We start from the raw sequence: 14,920 nt of genomic DNA, 5'->3' as shown, positions 1-14,920 counted from the left end.
GAGACTGGTCAGACTTTGCATGAGCTTGTCTGCCTATATGCTTGATGCTATTGTGGTTTCCAGCTGATGCAGCGTGTTGTGAGTGGTTGCGAACCCCCTTCGGCGCGGTGCGTGGATGAACCGGTCTGCGGCGGACGACCCTGAAGTCCGCCGTTTGTCATTGGGAGACGCCTTGAACACCAACCCCAAAACTCCCCGTCGCATGCGACACGCTCTGTCGGCAGTCGCGGCGGCCACCCTCGCGCTGGCAGCGTCGAGCAGCTGGGCGTTGGGCCTCGGGCGTCTGGCCGTGCAGTCCGCCCTCGGCGAGAACCTGCGCGCCGAGATCGAGATCACCAGCCTGACGCCGGAAGAGGCGTCGTCGCTGCGCGTGCGCGTGGCCCCGGCCGACGCCTACCGCTCGGCGGGCGTGGACTACAACGCGGTGCTGCAGAGCACGCAGGTGGCCGTGGCGCGTCGCGCCGACGGCCGTTCGTACCTGCGCCTGACCAGCGACCGCGTGGTGCAGGAGCCCTTCGTCGACGTGATCCTGGAGATCACGTGGTCCAGTGGCCGCCTGGTGCGCGAGTACACCCTGCTGCTCGACCCGCCGAGCAGCACGCGCACCGCCGCCGCCCCGGCCCCGGCGCCGGTGGCGCCCGCCATCTCTCCGGCACCGGCCGCGCCGGCCCCGGCGCCTGCGCCGCGTGCGGCGGCACCGGCCACTGCGGCCGCCCCGGCCGCCCCGGCCGCCCCCCGTGCGGCAGCGCCCGCGCCGGCCCCGGCGCCCTCGGCCGCCACGCCGCGGGCCAGCGGCACCGTCGACGACTACACCGTGCGGCAGGGCGACACGCTGTCGCGCGTGGCCCAGCGCACGCTGCGCGACGGCGTCTCGCTCGACCAGATGCTGGTGGCGCTGTTCCGCGCCAATCCGCAGGCGTTCATCGACGAGAACATGAACCTGCTGAAGTCGGGTTCCAAGCTCAAGGTGCCGTCGGCCGACGAGGCCAGGCAGACCTCGCCCGCCGACGCGCGCCAGGTGATCCAGGCCCAGAGCGCCGACTTCGGCACCTACCGCCAGCGCCTCGCCAGCGGCGTGCCGGCGGTGCGCGCCAACGAGCCCGCGCGCCAGGCCACCGGCAAGGTCACGGCCCAGGTCGACGACAAGAAGGCGCCGGCCAACGCCTCGCCGGACCGGCTGACGCTGTCGCAGGGCGGCCTGAAGGCCGGCGCCGCTGCGCCCGAGGCCAAGCTGTCGCGCGACACCGAGAAGCAGGCCCAGGACCAGCGCAAGGCGGAGCTCACCCGCACCGTCGACGAACTCAAGAAGCTGAAGGAAGGTGCCGCTGCACCGGGCGCTGCCACCGCCGCCAAGCCGGGCGCGCCCGGCGTGACGGTGGCCGCCGCGCCGCCGGCCGCCCCGGCGGCCCCCGCCGCCAAGCCGGCAGCCGCGCCAGCCCCCGCGCCGACGCCGACGCCGGCGCCGGCCCCCGCGCCCGCTCCGGCGCCCACACCCGCTCCCGCCCCGGCGCCGGCCGCGCCTGCACCGGCGCCCGTGGTCGCCGCCCCGGCGGCGCCGGTGGCCGCGTCTGTCCCGGCGCCCGCTGCCGCGCCTGCGCCGGCCGTGGTGGCCAGTGCCCCCGCGCCTGCGGCCCCGGCGTCCGCGCCGCGGCCGGCCGTGGCCGCCAAGCCGCCGGCCGTGCCGGCCGAGGAGCCCGACTTCCTCACCGGCCTGCTGGACAACCCGTACATGCTGCCGGGTGCCGGCCTCGTGGTGGCCCTGCTGGCCGGCCTGGGCTGGTACCGCTGGCGCAGCCGGTCGCGCAACGAAAGCGGCGAGACCTCGTTCCTGGAAAGCCGCCTGCAGCCGGACTCGTTCTTCGGCGCCAGCGGCGGACAGCGCATCGACACGCGCGATGCGTCCGGCGCGTCCTCGTCGATGAGCTATTCGCTGTCGCAGCTCGACGCCATCGGCGACGTGGACCCGGTGGCCGAGGCCGACGTGTACCTGGCCTATGGTCGCGACCTGCAGGCCGAGGAGATCCTCAAGGAGGCGATGCGCAGCAACCCCGAGCGCCTCGCGATCCGCTCCAAGCTGCTCGAGGTGTACGCCAAGCGGCGCGACACCAAGGGCTTCGAACTGCTGGCCACCCAGCTGTTCGGCCTGACCGGCGGCGAGGGCGACGAATGGCACAAGGCCCAGGAGCTGGGCCTGTCGATCGACTCGGACAACCCGCTGTACAAGCCGGGTGGCCGTCCCAGCCCGTCGATGGCCGCTGGCGCTGCCGCGACCATCGAGCAGCTCGGCGCGAGCACGATGCCGCAGTCGGTGATGCCGCCGCAGACTTCGGCCTTCGCCGCGTCCGACATCGCGCCGCCGCCGCCCGGCGGCCCGGTCGACCTGGACCTGGACATCGCCTTCGACACGCCGGCCGCGCCGCCCGCGCTCGACTCGACCCAGCCGCTGCAGGGCGAGGCTGCTGCCGCCGCGGCACCGGCCCCGGCCGACGACTTCTCGCTGCCCGACCTGCCCGAGGTGGCGGCTGCGCCGGCACCGGCCACGGCCGGTGGCGCGATGGACTTCAACCTCGGCGACCTGTCGCTCGACCTGCCCGGGGCGGCCGACAAGGGCAACGAGCCGTCGCTGGACTTCGGCCAGGCCGCGCCCGACGAGGGCGGCGCCATCGACGCGTCGGACCCGCTCGCGCGCAAGCTCGAGCTGGCCGAGGAGTTCCGCCAGATCGGCGACATGGAAGGTGCGCGTGACCTGCTCGAGGAGGTCGTGGCCAAGGCCAGCGGCCCGCTGAAGTCGCGCGCCCAGAGCCTGCTCGACGCCCTGGCGTGACCTCGGCGCCTGCCGGGGGCCGGCTGGCACTCGGCATCGCCTATCGCGGCGGCGCCTATCAGGGCTGGCAGAGCCAGCCCGGCGGGCGCACGGTGCAGGACCATGTGGAGGCCGCGCTGTCGGCCTTCGCCGACCAGCGCGTGGCCTGCCTGTGCGCCGGGCGCACCGATGCCGGCGTGCATGCCGTCAACCAGGTGGTGCACCTCGACGCTCCGGTCGAGCGCGACCCGTTCTCGTGGGTGCGCGGCACCAACCGCTACCTGCCCGCCGACATCGCGGTGCAGTGGTGCCGGCCGGTCGACGCCGGCTTCCACGCGCGCAACAGTGCGCGGGGACGGCGCTACGCCTATGTGCTGCTGGAGTCGCCGGTGCGCCCGTCGCTCGAGACCGGTCTCGCGGGCTGGGTGTTCCGCCCGCTGGACGGCGATGCGATGCGCAGGGCGGCGGCGTGCCTGATCGGCGAGCACGACTTCTCGTCGTTTCGCAGCGCCGAGTGCCAGGCCCCGTCGCCGGTGAAGCGCCTGAACCGCGTGGCGATCGAGCGTCGCGGGGCCTACTGGCGCTTCGACTTCGACGGCAATGCCTTCCTGCACCACATGGTGCGCAACCTGATGGGCTGCCTCGTGGCCGTGGGGCAGGGGCAGCACCCGCCGGGCTGGATGGCCGACGTGCTGCAGGCGCGCAGCCGCGACGCGGCGGCACCGACCTTCGCCCCGGACGGTCTGTACTTCCTGGGGCCGTACTACGATGCCGGCCATGCCCTGCCCGACACCACGCCTGCAGCCGACTGGCTGCCCTGAGCGCCGCCGATGAGCGCCCGCACGCGGATCAAGATCTGCGGCCTGACGCGCGAGGCGGACGTGGCTGCCGCGGTGTCCGCGGGCGCCGACGCAGTCGGCTTCGTGCTCTACCCGAAGAGCCCGCGCCACGTGAGCCTGGAGCGCGCCGTGGCCCTGGCGCAGGGGCTGCCGCCTTTCGTGACGCCGGTGCTGCTGTTCGTAAACGCGGCGGCGCACGACGTGACGGCGGCGGCGGCGGCCCTGCCGCAGGCGCTGCTGCAGTTCCACGGCGACGAGACGCCCGCGGACTGCGCGGCGGGCGGTCGGCCCTACCTGCGCGCCGTGCGCATGGCGCCGCAGACCGATTTGCTAGACTGGGAGCGTCGCTTTCCCGAAGCCTGCGCCCTGCTGCTCGACGCCCATGTCGACGGCTACGGCGGGGGTGGCAAGAGGTTCGATTGGTCGCTCATTCCTCCCGGCGTTCGCTCTCCGCTCGTTTTGTCTGGTGGGTTGAGTCCTGCAAGCGTGATCGATGGGGTGCTCGCCGTCCGGCCGTATGCCGTTGACGTGAGCTCCGGCGTCGAGGCGAGCAAGGGCATCAAGGATGCCGCGCTGATGCGCCGGTTCTGTGAAGCGGTCCGCGAAGCCGATGCCCGGCTCGCCGACCTCGCCACCTAGGACCATCATGTTGAACTACCAGCAGCCCGACGCCCGCGGGCATTTCGGGCCTTACGGCGGCACCTTCGTCGCCGAGACCCTGATCCATGCGCTCGACGAACTGAAGGGCGCCTACGAGCATTACCGCAAGGACCCCGAGTTCGTCGCCGAGTTCAAGCGCGAACTGAGGCACTTCGTCGGCCGGCCGAGCCCCGTCTACCACGCGGCGCGGCTGTCGCGCGAGGTCGGCGGCGCGCAGATCCACCTCAAGCGCGAGGACCTCAACCACACCGGCGCGCACAAGGTGAACAACACCATCGGCCAGGCCCTGCTGGCGCGCCGCATGGGCAAGCCGCGCGTGATCGCCGAGACGGGCGCGGGCCAGCACGGCGTGGCCAGCGCCACCGTGGCCGCGCGCTACGGCATGGAATGCGTGGTCTACATGGGCAGCGAGGACGTCAAGCGCCAGTCGCCCAACGTCTACCGCATGCACCTGCTGGGCGCCAAGGTGGTGCCGGTGGAATCCGGCAGCCGCACGCTCAAGGACGCGCTCAACGAGGCGCTGCGCGACTGGGTCACCAACGTCGAGAACACGTTCTACATCATCGGCACGGTGGCCGGCCCGCACCCTTACCCGATGATGGTGCGCGACTTCCAGCGCGTGATCGGCGACGAGTGCCTGGAGCAGATGCCCGAGATGATCGGCTGCCAGCCCGACGCGGTGATCGCCTGCGTGGGCGGCGGCAGCAACGCGATGGGTATGTTCTACCCCTACATCCCGCACGAGTCGGTGCGCCTGATCGGCGTGGAGGCCGCGGGGCAGGGGCTGGACACCGGCCGGCACGCGGCGTCGCTGTCGGCCGGATCGCCCGGCGTGCTGCACGGCAACCGCACCTACCTGCTGCAGGACGCCAACGGCCAGATCACCGAGACGCACTCGATCTCGGCCGGCCTGGACTACCCCGGCGTGGGCCCCGAGCACGCTTACCTGAAGGACATCGGCCGCGCCGAGTACGTCGGCATCACCGACGACGAGGCGCTGGCCACCTTCCACCGCCTGTGCCGCACCGAGGGCATCATCCCGGCACTGGAGTCGAGCCACGCCGTGGCCTACGCCATCAAGCTGGCCGCGACGATGCGTCCCGACCAGCACCTGCTGGTCAACCTGTCGGGCCGCGGCGACAAGGACATCGGCACCGTGGCCGACCTGTCCGGCGCCGAGTTCTACTGCCGGCCGTCCTGCAAGGGGCAGGGGGTCAAGCGATGAGCCGTATCCACGCCACCTTCGACGCGCTGCGGCGCGACAGGCGCAAGGCGCTGATCCCCTACATCTGCGCCGGCGACCCGGTGCCCGAGGCCACCCCCGAGGTGATGCACGCGATGGCCGACGCCGGCGCCGACGTGATCGAGCTGGGCGTGCCGTTCTCCGACCCGATGGCCGACGGCCCGGTGATCCAGAAGGCGTCCGAGCGGGCGCTGGCCAAGGGCATCGGCCTGACCCAGGTGCTCGGCTACGTGCGCGACTTCCGCCAGCGCAACGGCGCCACGCCGGTGGTGCTGATGGGTTACGCCAACCCGATCGAGCGCTACGGCGTCGAGCGCTTCATTGCCGACGCCAGGGCGGCGGGCGTGGACGGCGTGCTCGTGGTGGACTACCCGCCCGAGGAGGCGCAGGCCTTCGCGGCGCAGCTGCGTGCGGCCTCGCTCGACCCGATCTTCCTGCTCGCGCCCACCTCCACCGACGAGCGCATGGCCGAGGTAGGGCGCATCGCCAGCGGCTACGTCTACTACGTGTCGCTCAAGGGCGTGACCGGGGCCGGGCACCTGGACACCGAAGCGGTGGCCGCGATGCTGCCGCGCATCCGTGCGCACGTCAGCGTGCCGGTGGGCGTGGGCTTCGGCATCCGCGACGCCGCCTCGGCGCGGGCGGTGGCGCGCGTGGCCGACGCGGTGGTCATCGGCTCCAGCCTGGTGCAACTGCTGGAGCGGCAAACGCGCGATACTCTCGCCCCCGCAGCCGCGGGGTTCATCGCCGAGATCCGCGCCGCGCTCGACGCGGCCTGAACGAGGAGTTAGCGTCATGAGTTGGCTCGAGAAGCTGCTTCCGCCGAAGATCCAGCCGACGGACCCGAGCGAGCGCCGCACGGTGCCCGAGGGCCTGTGGATCAAGTGCCCGTCGTGCGAGACGGTGCTCTACAAGACCGATCTCGACCAGAACGTCAACGTCTGCCCCAAGTGCGGCCATCACCACCGCATCGGCGCGCGGGCCCGGCTCGACGCCTTCCTCGACCCGGAAGGCCGCTACGAGATTGGCCAGGAGGTCACGCCGGTCGATGCGCTGAAGTTCAAGGACAGCAAGAAGTACCCAGAGCGCCTGCGCGACGCGATGGAAGCCACCGGCGAGACCGACGCCCTCGTCGTCGTCGGTGGCGCGGTGCACACGATCCCGCTGGTGACGGCCTGCTTCGAGTTCGACTTCATGGGCGGTTCGATGGGCTCGGTGGTCGGCGAGCGCTTCGTGCGCGGCGTGCACACGGCCATCGAGCAGAAGGTGCCTTTCGTGTGCTTCACCGCCACCGGCGGCGCGCGCATGCAGGAGGGCCTGCTCAGCCTGATGCAGATGGCCAAGACCAACGCGGCGCTGACCCGGCTGGCCAAGGCGCGCCTGCCCTACATCAGCGTGCTGACCGACCCCACCATGGGCGGCGTGTCGGCAGGCTTCGCCTTCATGGGCGACGTGGTGATCGGCGAGCCCAAGGCGCTGGTCGGATTCGCCGGCCCGCGGGTGATCGAGAACACCGTGCGCGAGAAGCTGCCCGAAGGCTTCCAGCGCAGCGAGTTCCTGCAGAGCAAGGGCGCCATCGACATGATCGTCGACCGGCGCCAGCTCCGGGGCACGGTGGCCCGCCTGCTGGCCATGCTGCAGCGCCAGAGCGCCGACGCCGTCGCCTGAGGCTTTATCACGGCCGACCCCCCCGGGTGGGGGCTGTGCGGCCGGGGGGCGCTGTCGGAAGATTCTCATGCCCACTCCCGCACGGCCGACCGGCTGGTGGCGGCAGGGCGAGAGGAACCGATGAACGCCCTGAAGACCGCCGCCCTGTCCCTGGCCCTTGCCGCCGCCGCCCCCGCGGCGCTGGCGCAGTCGGTCACGTTCACCAGCTTTGCCGACGGCTCGCAGGTCGTGCGCGGCGTGCTGAGCAGCCCCAATGTCACGCGCGACCTGACGGTCAGCGCCGGTGGCTTCGACACCCAGTACCTGGGTGCGTCCTTCGTCAGCTATTGCGTCGACTTCTACCAGTGGCTGCCGTCCTTCGGCAGCGTGAACAACAGCTACACGATGGTCAATGCCAGCAGCTATTTCGGCTCGCGGCTGGAAGCAGTGGAGCGCCTGTTCAGCGGCCGCTTCGCCCAGGTGGACACCGCGGTCGAGCAGGCGGCGTTCCAGCTCGCGCTGTGGGAGATCCGCTACGAGGCGCCGGGCAACGCGTTCAACACCATGACCGGTTCGGCGCGCTTCTCGGACGCCGGTGACGATGCCCGCTCGCTGGCCCAGACCTACCTGAACGGCCTGGCGGACTACCGTCACACGATGTCGGTCAGCGTGCTGTCCAGCGGCACGCACCAGGACGTGGTGTTCGCCGCGCCGGTGCCGGAGCCGAGCACCTACGCCCTGATGCTGGCCGGCCTGGCCGGCGTGGGCTTCATGGCCCGCCGCCGCGCTCGCCGCGACTGAGCCAGCGAGGGGCGCACGCCCCCGCGGCCCGGTGGCCTGGCCGCGCTGACTATCATGCGGCGCTCCATGCCGCACACCCTCGACGACTGGCTCGCGCACTGCGAGCGCCTGCACCCACGCACGATCGACATGACGCTGGAGCGCACGCTGGCCGTGCGCGACCGGCTCGGGCTGGCCTTCGCCTGCCCGGTGTTCACCGTGGCCGGCACCAACGGCAAGGGATCCACCTGCGCGATGCTCGAGTCGGTGCTGCTGGCTGCCGGCTATCGCGTCGGGCTCTACATCAAGCCGCACCTCGTGCACTTCGAGGAGCGCTGCCGCATCGGCGGCGCCAGCGTGGAGGCGGCGGCGCTGCTGCCGCACTTCGAGGCCGTCGAGGCGGCGCGCGGCGACATCACGCTGACCTACTTCGAGTTCACCACGCTGGCGATCCTGCGCTGCCTGTCCATGGCCGGCCTGGACGTGGTGATCCTTGAGGTGGGCCTGGGCGGGCGGCTCGACGCCGTCAACGCGATCGACACCGACTGCGCGGTGATCACCAGCATCGATCTCGACCACACCGAGTACCTCGGCCCCGACCGCGAGAGCATCGGGCGCGAGAAGGCGCACGTGATGCGCCCGGGCCGTCCGGCCATCGTTAGCGACCCGATGCCACCGGCGTCCGTCGAGGCCCATGCGCGAGCCATCGGCGCGGACCTGTGGCTGGCCGGGCGCGACTTCAACCACGGCGGCGACCGCCAGCAGTGGAGCTGGGCGGGGCGCGGCAAGCGGCTGCACGGACTGGCCTACCCGGCCCTGAGGGGCGCCAACCAGATCGTCAACGCCGCGGGCGTGCTGGCGGCCCTGCAGGCGCTGCACGAGCGGCTGCCGGTACCGGCGCAGGCCGTGCGGCAGGGCCTGGCCACGGTCGAGCTGACCGGGCGCTTCCAGATCGTGCCGGGGCAGCCCACGCTGGTGCTCGACGTCGCCCACAACCCGCATTCGGTGGCGGCCCTGGCGGTCAATCTCGACGCGATGGGGTTCTATCCGCGCACGCACGCCGTGTTCGGTGCGATGCGCGACAAGGACCTGGCCGCGGTGATCGCGCGGCTGGCACCGATCGTCGACGCCTGGTACTGCACCGACCTGCCGCTGCCGCGTGCGGCCGAGGCCGAGGCACTGGCGCAGCAGGTGCGCGGCATCGTGGGGGCGGCTCGCCCGGTGTCGGCCCATGCGAGCCCGTCCGCGGCCCTGGCCGCGGCCATCGGCGCCGCAGACCCCACTGATAGAATTTTGGTCTTCGGCTCGTTCCTCACGGTGGGTGGCGTGCTCAAGGAGGGCCTGCCCAGGCTGGGTGCACCGCACACGGCGTAGGTTGTCGCTTTCCACGGGCGCCCGCGCTTGCCGCACCCCAGAGACTCTCCACGCATGGGACTGCTCGACCTCTTCAGGCGCCAGGGCGCTGCGGAATCCGCCCCCGCGGCAGCCACCGGCGAGCCGGTCGAGGTGGCGCGCGCGCGGGCCCGGCGTCGTCTGATCGGCGCCGTGGTGCTGCTGGGCATCGGCGTGATCGCGTTCCCGCTGCTGTTCGAGACGCAGCCGCGCCCGATCCCGGTGGACATCCCGATCCAGATTCCCGCCCGCGACGGTGCAGCGCCGCTGCCGATGCCGGCCGCCAAGCCCTCTGCGCCCGCCACGCCGGCGGCCACGCCGCCGTCCGCACCGGCATCTGCCGGCGTGGCCACGCCGACGCCGGCCCCCGTACCCGCAGCGCCTGCGACGAAGGCGACGCCGCCGGCGTCGCTGCCGGCGGCGTCCGCCGAGCCCCGGGTCGAGCCGACCCGTACCACGCCGCCGGCGCCGGTGGAGGCGCCCGCAGCCCCCAAGGCGCAGGCCACGCCGCCGAAGGCCGCCACCCCCGCGCCCAAGGTGCCGGAGCCGGCGCCCAGGGCCGGCGCCGAAGCGCCGGGGCGCTTCGTCGTGCAGGTGGGTGCGTTTGCCGAGGCGTCTGCGGTTCGCGAGGCGCGCAGCAAGCTCGAGAAGCTGGGCCTGCCGAGCTACACGCAGGTGGTCGAGACCAGCAGCGGATCGCGCACCCGCGTGCGCCTGGGGCCCTTTGCCACGCGCGAGGACGCCGACAAGGCAGCCGCCAAGGCCAAGGCGGCGGGACTCGCCGGCACGGTGCTGGCGCTATGAGCCCGCCCAAGCGCTGGCCTCCGGTCGGCCCGGGCCGCGGCGTGCAGGGGCGCCGGCGATGAACGCGGCGGCATCGGGTCTGGGCTGGGTCGACTGGGTGCTGCTCGCGGTGATGGGGCTGTCGGTGGCGGTGGGTCTGTGGCGCGGCCTCGTCTTCGAGGTGCTGTCGCTCGTCGGCTGGCTGGCAGCCTACATCGCGGCGCAGATGTTCTCGCCTGCGGTGGCGCCGTTCGTGCCGGTGGGCACCGCGGGCGGGGCGCTGAACCAGGCCGCGGCCTTCGCGCTGACCTTCATCGGGGCGCTGCTGATCTGGGCGCTGGCGTCGCGGCTGCTGCGGTTCCTGATCCACGCCACGCCGCTGCAATGGGCCGACCGGGTGCTGGGCGGCGGCTTCGGCTTGCTGCGCGGCGCCGTGCTGCTGCTGGCCGTGGCCACCATCGTGTCGATGACGCCGGCGCAGACCGATCCCGCCTGGCAGCGCTCGCAAGGCGCTGCGTGGCTCACGACCCTGTTGTATGGATTGAAGCCGGTACTGCCCGACGCGATCGCGCAGCACCTGCCGGCCTGAAAGGACCTTCACCGTGTGCGGCATCGTCGGCGTCATCTCGAAGTCGCCCGTCAACCAGCTCATCTACGACGCGCTGCTGCTGCTGCAGCACCGCGGCCAGGACGCGGCGGGCATCGTCACGATGCAGGGCACCAAGTGCTTCATGCACAAGGCGCGCGGCATGGTGCGCGACGTGTTCCGCACGCGCAACATGCGCGGCCTGCCGGGCAATGTGGGCCTGGGGCAGGTGCGCTACCCGACGGCCGGCAATGCCTACAACGAGGAGGAGGCGCAGCCCTTCTACGTGAACGCGCCGTTCGGCATCGTGCTGGTGCACAACGGCAACCTCACCAACGCGCACACGCTCAAGAGCGAGCTGTTCGACATCGACCGCCGCCACATCAACACCGAGAGCGACACCGAGGTGCTTATCAACATCGTGGCGCACGAGCTGGAGATGGCCGCGCGCGACCTGCCGCTCACGCCCGACGAGGTGTTCAAGGCGGTGGCGGCCGTGCACCGGCGCCTGAAGGGCTCCTATGCGGTGGTGGCGCTGATCGCGGGCCACGGGCTGCTGGCCTTCCGCGACCCGTTCGGCATCCGGCCGCTCGTGTACGGCACCTCGCCCGACGGCGAGGTGATGGTGGCCAGCGAGAGCGTCGCGCTCGAGGGCACGGGGCACCAGCTCGTGCGCGACGTGGCGCCGGGCGAGGCCCTGTTCATCGACCTGCAGGGCCGCATGCACACGCGCCAGTGCGCGCAGAACCCGACCCTGCATCCGTGCATGTTCGAGTACGTGTACCTGGCGCGGCCGGACTCCGTGATGGACGGCATCTCGGTCTACCAGGCGCGCCTGAACATGGGCGAGACGCTGGCGCAGCGCGTCATCTCGACCATGCCGCCGACGGCGATCGACGTCGTGATTCCGATCCCCGAGTCGAGCCGTCCCAGCGCGATGCAGCTGGCGCAGAAGCTGGGCAAGCCCTATCGCGAGGGCTTCGTCAAGAACCGCTACGTCGGCCGCACCTTCATCATGCCGGGGCAGGCCGTGCGCAAGAAGAGCGTGCGCCAGAAGCTCAACGCCATGGTGCAGGAGTTCCGCGGCCGCAACGTGCTGCTGGTGGACGACTCCATCGTGCGCGGCAACACCAGCAAGGAGATCGTGCAGATGGCCCGCGAGGCCGGCGCGCTCAAGGTGTACATGGCCTCCGCCGCGCCGCCGGTGCGCTTCCCCAACGTGTATGGCATCGACATGCCCACGCGCGAGGAGCTGATCGCGGCCGATCGCAGCGTGGAGGAGATCCGCGAGTTCATCGGTGCCGACGCGCTGATCTACCAGGACGTGGACGCGATGAAGCGCGTGGTCGGCGCGCTCAACCCGGCCATCGTCGGCTTCGAGGCGAGCTGCTTCGACGGGCAGTACATCACCGGCGACGTCAGCGACACCGACTTCGCCGCGATGGAAGCGCAGCGCCGCCTGCAGTTCGACGAGGACGACGGCAGCGGGCGCAGCCGGCTGGCGCTGCAGGGCGCCGAGGAGGGAGCGTGAGCGTCGACCGCAAGCTGCCGCGGGTGGACCTGCCGCCCGACGCGCGCCTGGACACGCTGGCGGTGCGCGAGGGCCTGCCGCCGTCGCCCTGGGGCGAGAACTCCGAGGCGTTGTTCCTGACCAGCTCCTTCGTGCACCCGGACGCCGCCACCGCGGCCGCCCGCTTCGCCAACGAGGAGGAGGCCTTCGTCTACAGCCGCTTCTCCAACCCCACCGTCACGATGATGGAGCGGCGCCTGGCCGCGCTGGAAGGCGCGCAGGCGGCCATCGGCACGTCCAGCGGCATGGCCGCGATCCTGCTGCTGGTGATGGGCACGCTCAAGGGCGGCGACCACGTGGTGTGCTCGCAGTCGGTGTTCGGCTCGACGATCCGGCTGCTGCAGGACTTCGGCAAGTACGGCATCGAGACCAGCTTCGTGTCGCAGACCGATGTCGACGCCTGGCGCGCCGCGGTGCGACCGAACACCCGGCTGCTGTTCGCCGAGACGCCGAGCAATCCGCTGACCGAGGTGTGCGACATCGCGGCGCTGGCCGACATCGCGCACAAGGCCGGCGCGCTGCTGTGCGTGGACAACTGCTTCTGCTCGCCGGCGCTGCAGCAGCCGATCCGGCTCGGCGCCGACGTGGTGATGCACTCGGGCACCAAGTTCCTCGACGGCCAGGGGCGCGTCGTCGCCGGCGCGCTGTGCGGCACCGAGGCGCTGGTCAACGAGAAGCTGGTGCCCGTGATGCGCAGCGCGGGCATGAGCCTGTCGCCGTTCAACGCGTGGGTGGTGCTCAAGGGCATGGAGACGCTGTCGCTGCGCGTGCGCGCGCAGAGCGAACGCGCCTTCGCGCTGGCGCAGTGGCTCGAGCAGCAGCCCCAGGTGGAGCGCGTCTATCACCCGAGCCTGCCGTCGCATCCGCAGCACCGGCTGGCGATGGCGCAGCAGTCGGGCCTGGGCGGCGCCGTGGTGTCCTTCGTGGCCCGGGGTGGCCGGGAAGGGGCGTTCCACGTCATCGACTCGACGCGCATCTGCTCCATCACCGCCAATCTCGGCGACACCAAGACCACCATCACGCACCCGGCCAGCACGTCCCACGGCCGCCTCACCGAGGCGCAGCGCCAGTCGGCGGGCATCGTGCAGGGCATGATCCGCGTCGGCGTGGGGCTGGACGACCTCGAGGACCTGAAGGCCGACCTGTTGCGCGGCCTCGCCACTTTGACCGCATGACCGTCCGTACCCGCATCGCGCCGTCGCCGACCGGCTTCCTCCACCTCGGCACCGCACGCACCGCGCTCTACTCCTGGGCCTATGCCCGCCACCACGGCGGGCAGTTCATCCTGCGCATCGAGGACACCGACGTGGCCCGCTCGACGCAGGACTCGGTCGAGCAGATCCTCGCGTCGATGACCTGGCTCGGCCTTGACTACGACGAGGGCCCGATCTACCAGATGCAACGCCTGGACCGCTACGCGCAGGTGGCCGAGCAACTGATCGCCCAGGGCCATGCCTATCGCTGCTACTGCACGCCCGACGAGCTCGACGCGATGCGCGAGGCGCAGCGCGCGCGCGGCGAGAAGACGCGCTACGACGGCCGCTGGCGGCCCGAGCCGGGCAAGGCGCTGCCGCCGGTGCCCGCCGGCGTGCCGCCGGTGATCCGCTTCCGCAACCCGTCCAGCGGCGACGTCAGCTGGGACGACCTGGTCAAGGGGCCGATCACGATCTCCAACACCGAGATCGACGACCTGATCATCGTGCGCCCGCCGGCAGCCGATGCGCCCGCCGGATCACCCGGCGTGCCGACCTACAACTTCGCCGTCGTGGTCGACGACTGGGACATGCGCATCAGCCACGTCTTCCGCGGCGACGAGCACATCAACAACACGCCTTGGCAGATCAACATCTTCCGCGCGCTGGGTGCGCCGCTGCCGCGCTTCGGGCACCACCCGATCATCCTCGGCGACGACGGCCTGAAGCTGTCCAAGCGCCGCGGCGCCGTCAGCGTCACCGCCTACGAGGAAGCGGGCTACCTGCCCGAGGCGATGCTCAACTACCTGGCGCGGCTGGGCTGGAGCCATGGCGACGACGAGCTCTTCACACGCGAGCAGATGGTGTCGTGGTTCGACGGCAGCCACCTCGCGAAGAGCCCGGCGCAGTGGGACCCGGCCAAGCTGGCGTGGGTCAATGCGCATCACCTCAAGCTGGCCGACGACGCGCGCCTGGCCAAGCTGGTGCAGCGGCAGCTCGCGGCGCGCGGCGTGCAGGCCGACGATCTCGATCACCTGGCGCGGGCCTGCGCGCTGTTCAAGGACCGCTGCAGCACCATCATCGAGCTGGCCGACTGGCTGCAGATGTACTTCGTGCCGGTGCATCCGAGCGAGGCCGACGTCGCGACCCACGTGTCGCCCGCCGCGGTGCCGGCGATCCGCGCGTTGCGCGACCAGTTCACCACGCTCGACTGGACCAAGGAGTCGATCGCGGCGGCGATGAAGGGCGCGCTGTCCGCTCACGGCCTGAAGATGCCGCAATTGGCCCCTGCGCTGCGCGTGCTGGTGTGCGGCCGGGCCCAGACGCCGTCGATCGACGCGGTGCTGTCGCTCTTTCCACGCGACCGGGTATTGGAGCGGCTGTCACGGGTCTGAAAACCCTGGCTATAATCGCGGTCTCGCTTG

13 protein-coding genes are annotated in these 14,920 nt (G+C 71.8%); all 13 read left to right on the top strand.

All coding sequences use genetic code 11. The annotated features are described in order from the left end of the window. Positions 1–202: 202 nt before the first annotated feature. The 13 genes from AC2EAQ_RS03755 to gltX all read left to right on the top strand — a co-directional run bounded on the left by AC2EAQ_RS03755 (position 203) and on the right by gltX (position 14,890). Positions 203–2,824, top strand: coding sequence for a motility hub landmark protein FimV (locus AC2EAQ_RS03755; RefSeq protein ID WP_484640414.1), 2,622 nt, complete (start codon positions 203–205; stop codon positions 2,822–2,824). Then, positions 2,821–3,624, top strand: a complete 804-nt coding sequence (truA, locus tag AC2EAQ_RS03750; protein ID WP_484640413.1) for a tRNA pseudouridine(38-40) synthase TruA — start codon at positions 2,821–2,823, stop codon at positions 3,622–3,624. The genes AC2EAQ_RS03755 and truA overlap by 4 nt, the downstream gene beginning before the upstream one ends. A 9-nt stretch (positions 3,625–3,633) precedes the next feature. After that, the gene (locus AC2EAQ_RS03745; RefSeq protein ID WP_484640412.1) at positions 3,634–4,281 is read left to right on the top strand and encodes a phosphoribosylanthranilate isomerase; all 648 of its coding nucleotides are present in this window, start codon (positions 3,634–3,636) and stop codon (positions 4,279–4,281) included. Positions 4,282–4,288: 7 nt separating this feature from the next. Continuing rightward, positions 4,289–5,527 carry a tryptophan synthase subunit beta gene (gene trpB / locus AC2EAQ_RS03740; protein WP_484640411.1) on the top strand — a complete coding sequence of 413 codons (1,239 nt, stop codon included), beginning with the start codon at positions 4,289–4,291 and terminating at the stop codon, positions 5,525–5,527. Beyond that, positions 5,524–6,324 (top strand): tryptophan synthase subunit alpha, encoded by an 801-nt coding sequence (trpA, locus tag AC2EAQ_RS03735; RefSeq protein ID WP_484640410.1) that lies wholly within the window; start codon positions 5,524–5,526, stop codon positions 6,322–6,324. Before trpB ends, trpA begins: the two co-directional genes overlap by 4 nt. Positions 6,325–6,340: 16 nt before the next feature. Next, positions 6,341–7,213, top strand: coding sequence for an acetyl-CoA carboxylase, carboxyltransferase subunit beta (gene accD / locus AC2EAQ_RS03730; protein ID WP_484640409.1), 873 nt, complete (start codon positions 6,341–6,343; stop codon positions 7,211–7,213). Between the two features lie 120 nt (positions 7,214–7,333). Next, positions 7,334–7,993: a PEP-CTERM sorting domain-containing protein gene (locus AC2EAQ_RS03725; protein WP_484640408.1), complete on the top strand. Its 660-nt coding sequence runs from the start codon at positions 7,334–7,336 to the stop codon at positions 7,991–7,993. Positions 7,994–8,059: 66 nt separating this feature from the next. Next, the gene (gene folC, locus AC2EAQ_RS03720; protein ID WP_484640407.1) at positions 8,060–9,346 is read left to right on the top strand and encodes a bifunctional tetrahydrofolate synthase/dihydrofolate synthase; all 1,287 of its coding nucleotides are present in this window, start codon (positions 8,060–8,062) and stop codon (positions 9,344–9,346) included. A gap of 54 nt (positions 9,347–9,400) precedes the next feature. Then, the gene (locus tag AC2EAQ_RS03715) at positions 9,401–10,168 is read left to right on the top strand and encodes an SPOR domain-containing protein (RefSeq protein WP_484640406.1); all 768 of its coding nucleotides are present in this window, start codon (positions 9,401–9,403) and stop codon (positions 10,166–10,168) included. A 58-nt stretch (positions 10,169–10,226) separates the two neighbouring features. Further along, positions 10,227–10,736 (top strand): CvpA family protein, encoded by a 510-nt coding sequence (locus tag AC2EAQ_RS03710; RefSeq protein WP_484640405.1) that lies wholly within the window; start codon positions 10,227–10,229, stop codon positions 10,734–10,736. 13 nt (positions 10,737–10,749) lie between these two features. After that, positions 10,750–12,264, top strand: coding sequence for an amidophosphoribosyltransferase (purF, locus tag AC2EAQ_RS03705; RefSeq protein WP_484640404.1), 1,515 nt, complete (start codon positions 10,750–10,752; stop codon positions 12,262–12,264). Continuing rightward, entirely contained in the window at positions 12,261–13,478 is a 1,218-nt protein-coding gene (locus tag AC2EAQ_RS03700) for an O-succinylhomoserine sulfhydrylase (protein ID WP_484640403.1), read from the top strand. Before purF ends, AC2EAQ_RS03700 begins: the two co-directional genes overlap by 4 nt. Next, positions 13,475–14,890, top strand: coding sequence for a glutamate--tRNA ligase (gene gltX / locus AC2EAQ_RS03695; RefSeq protein WP_484640402.1), 1,416 nt, complete (start codon positions 13,475–13,477; stop codon positions 14,888–14,890). The genes AC2EAQ_RS03700 and gltX overlap by 4 nt, the downstream gene beginning before the upstream one ends. The last annotated feature ends 30 nt before the right edge of the window (positions 14,891–14,920 follow it).

The sequence above is a fragment of the Aquabacterium sp. T101 genome (genome assembly GCF_057219775.1).
Note: the sequence above shows the minus strand (reverse complement) of the source record. Positions and strands in the feature narration are given on the sequence as shown.

Coding starts and splice junctions, on each gene's coding strand:
- trpA (WP_484640410.1), top strand. CDS start 5,524: ATGAGCCGTATCCACGCCACCTTCGACGCGCTGCGGCGCGACAGGCGC.
- gltX (WP_484640402.1), top strand. CDS start 13,475: ATGACCGTCCGTACCCGCATCGCGCCGTCGCCGACCGGCTTCCTCCAC.
- folC (WP_484640407.1), top strand. CDS start 8,060: ATGCCGCACACCCTCGACGACTGGCTCGCGCACTGCGAGCGCCTGCAC.
- accD (WP_484640409.1), top strand. CDS start 6,341: ATGAGTTGGCTCGAGAAGCTGCTTCCGCCGAAGATCCAGCCGACGGAC.
- AC2EAQ_RS03755 (WP_484640414.1), top strand. CDS start 203: ATGCGACACGCTCTGTCGGCAGTCGCGGCGGCCACCCTCGCGCTGGCA.
- AC2EAQ_RS03715 (WP_484640406.1), top strand. CDS start 9,401: ATGGGACTGCTCGACCTCTTCAGGCGCCAGGGCGCTGCGGAATCCGCC.
- AC2EAQ_RS03725 (WP_484640408.1), top strand. CDS start 7,334: ATGAACGCCCTGAAGACCGCCGCCCTGTCCCTGGCCCTTGCCGCCGCC.
- AC2EAQ_RS03745 (WP_484640412.1), top strand. CDS start 3,634: ATGAGCGCCCGCACGCGGATCAAGATCTGCGGCCTGACGCGCGAGGCG.
- AC2EAQ_RS03710 (WP_484640405.1), top strand. CDS start 10,227: ATGAACGCGGCGGCATCGGGTCTGGGCTGGGTCGACTGGGTGCTGCTC.
- trpB (WP_484640411.1), top strand. CDS start 4,289: ATGTTGAACTACCAGCAGCCCGACGCCCGCGGGCATTTCGGGCCTTAC.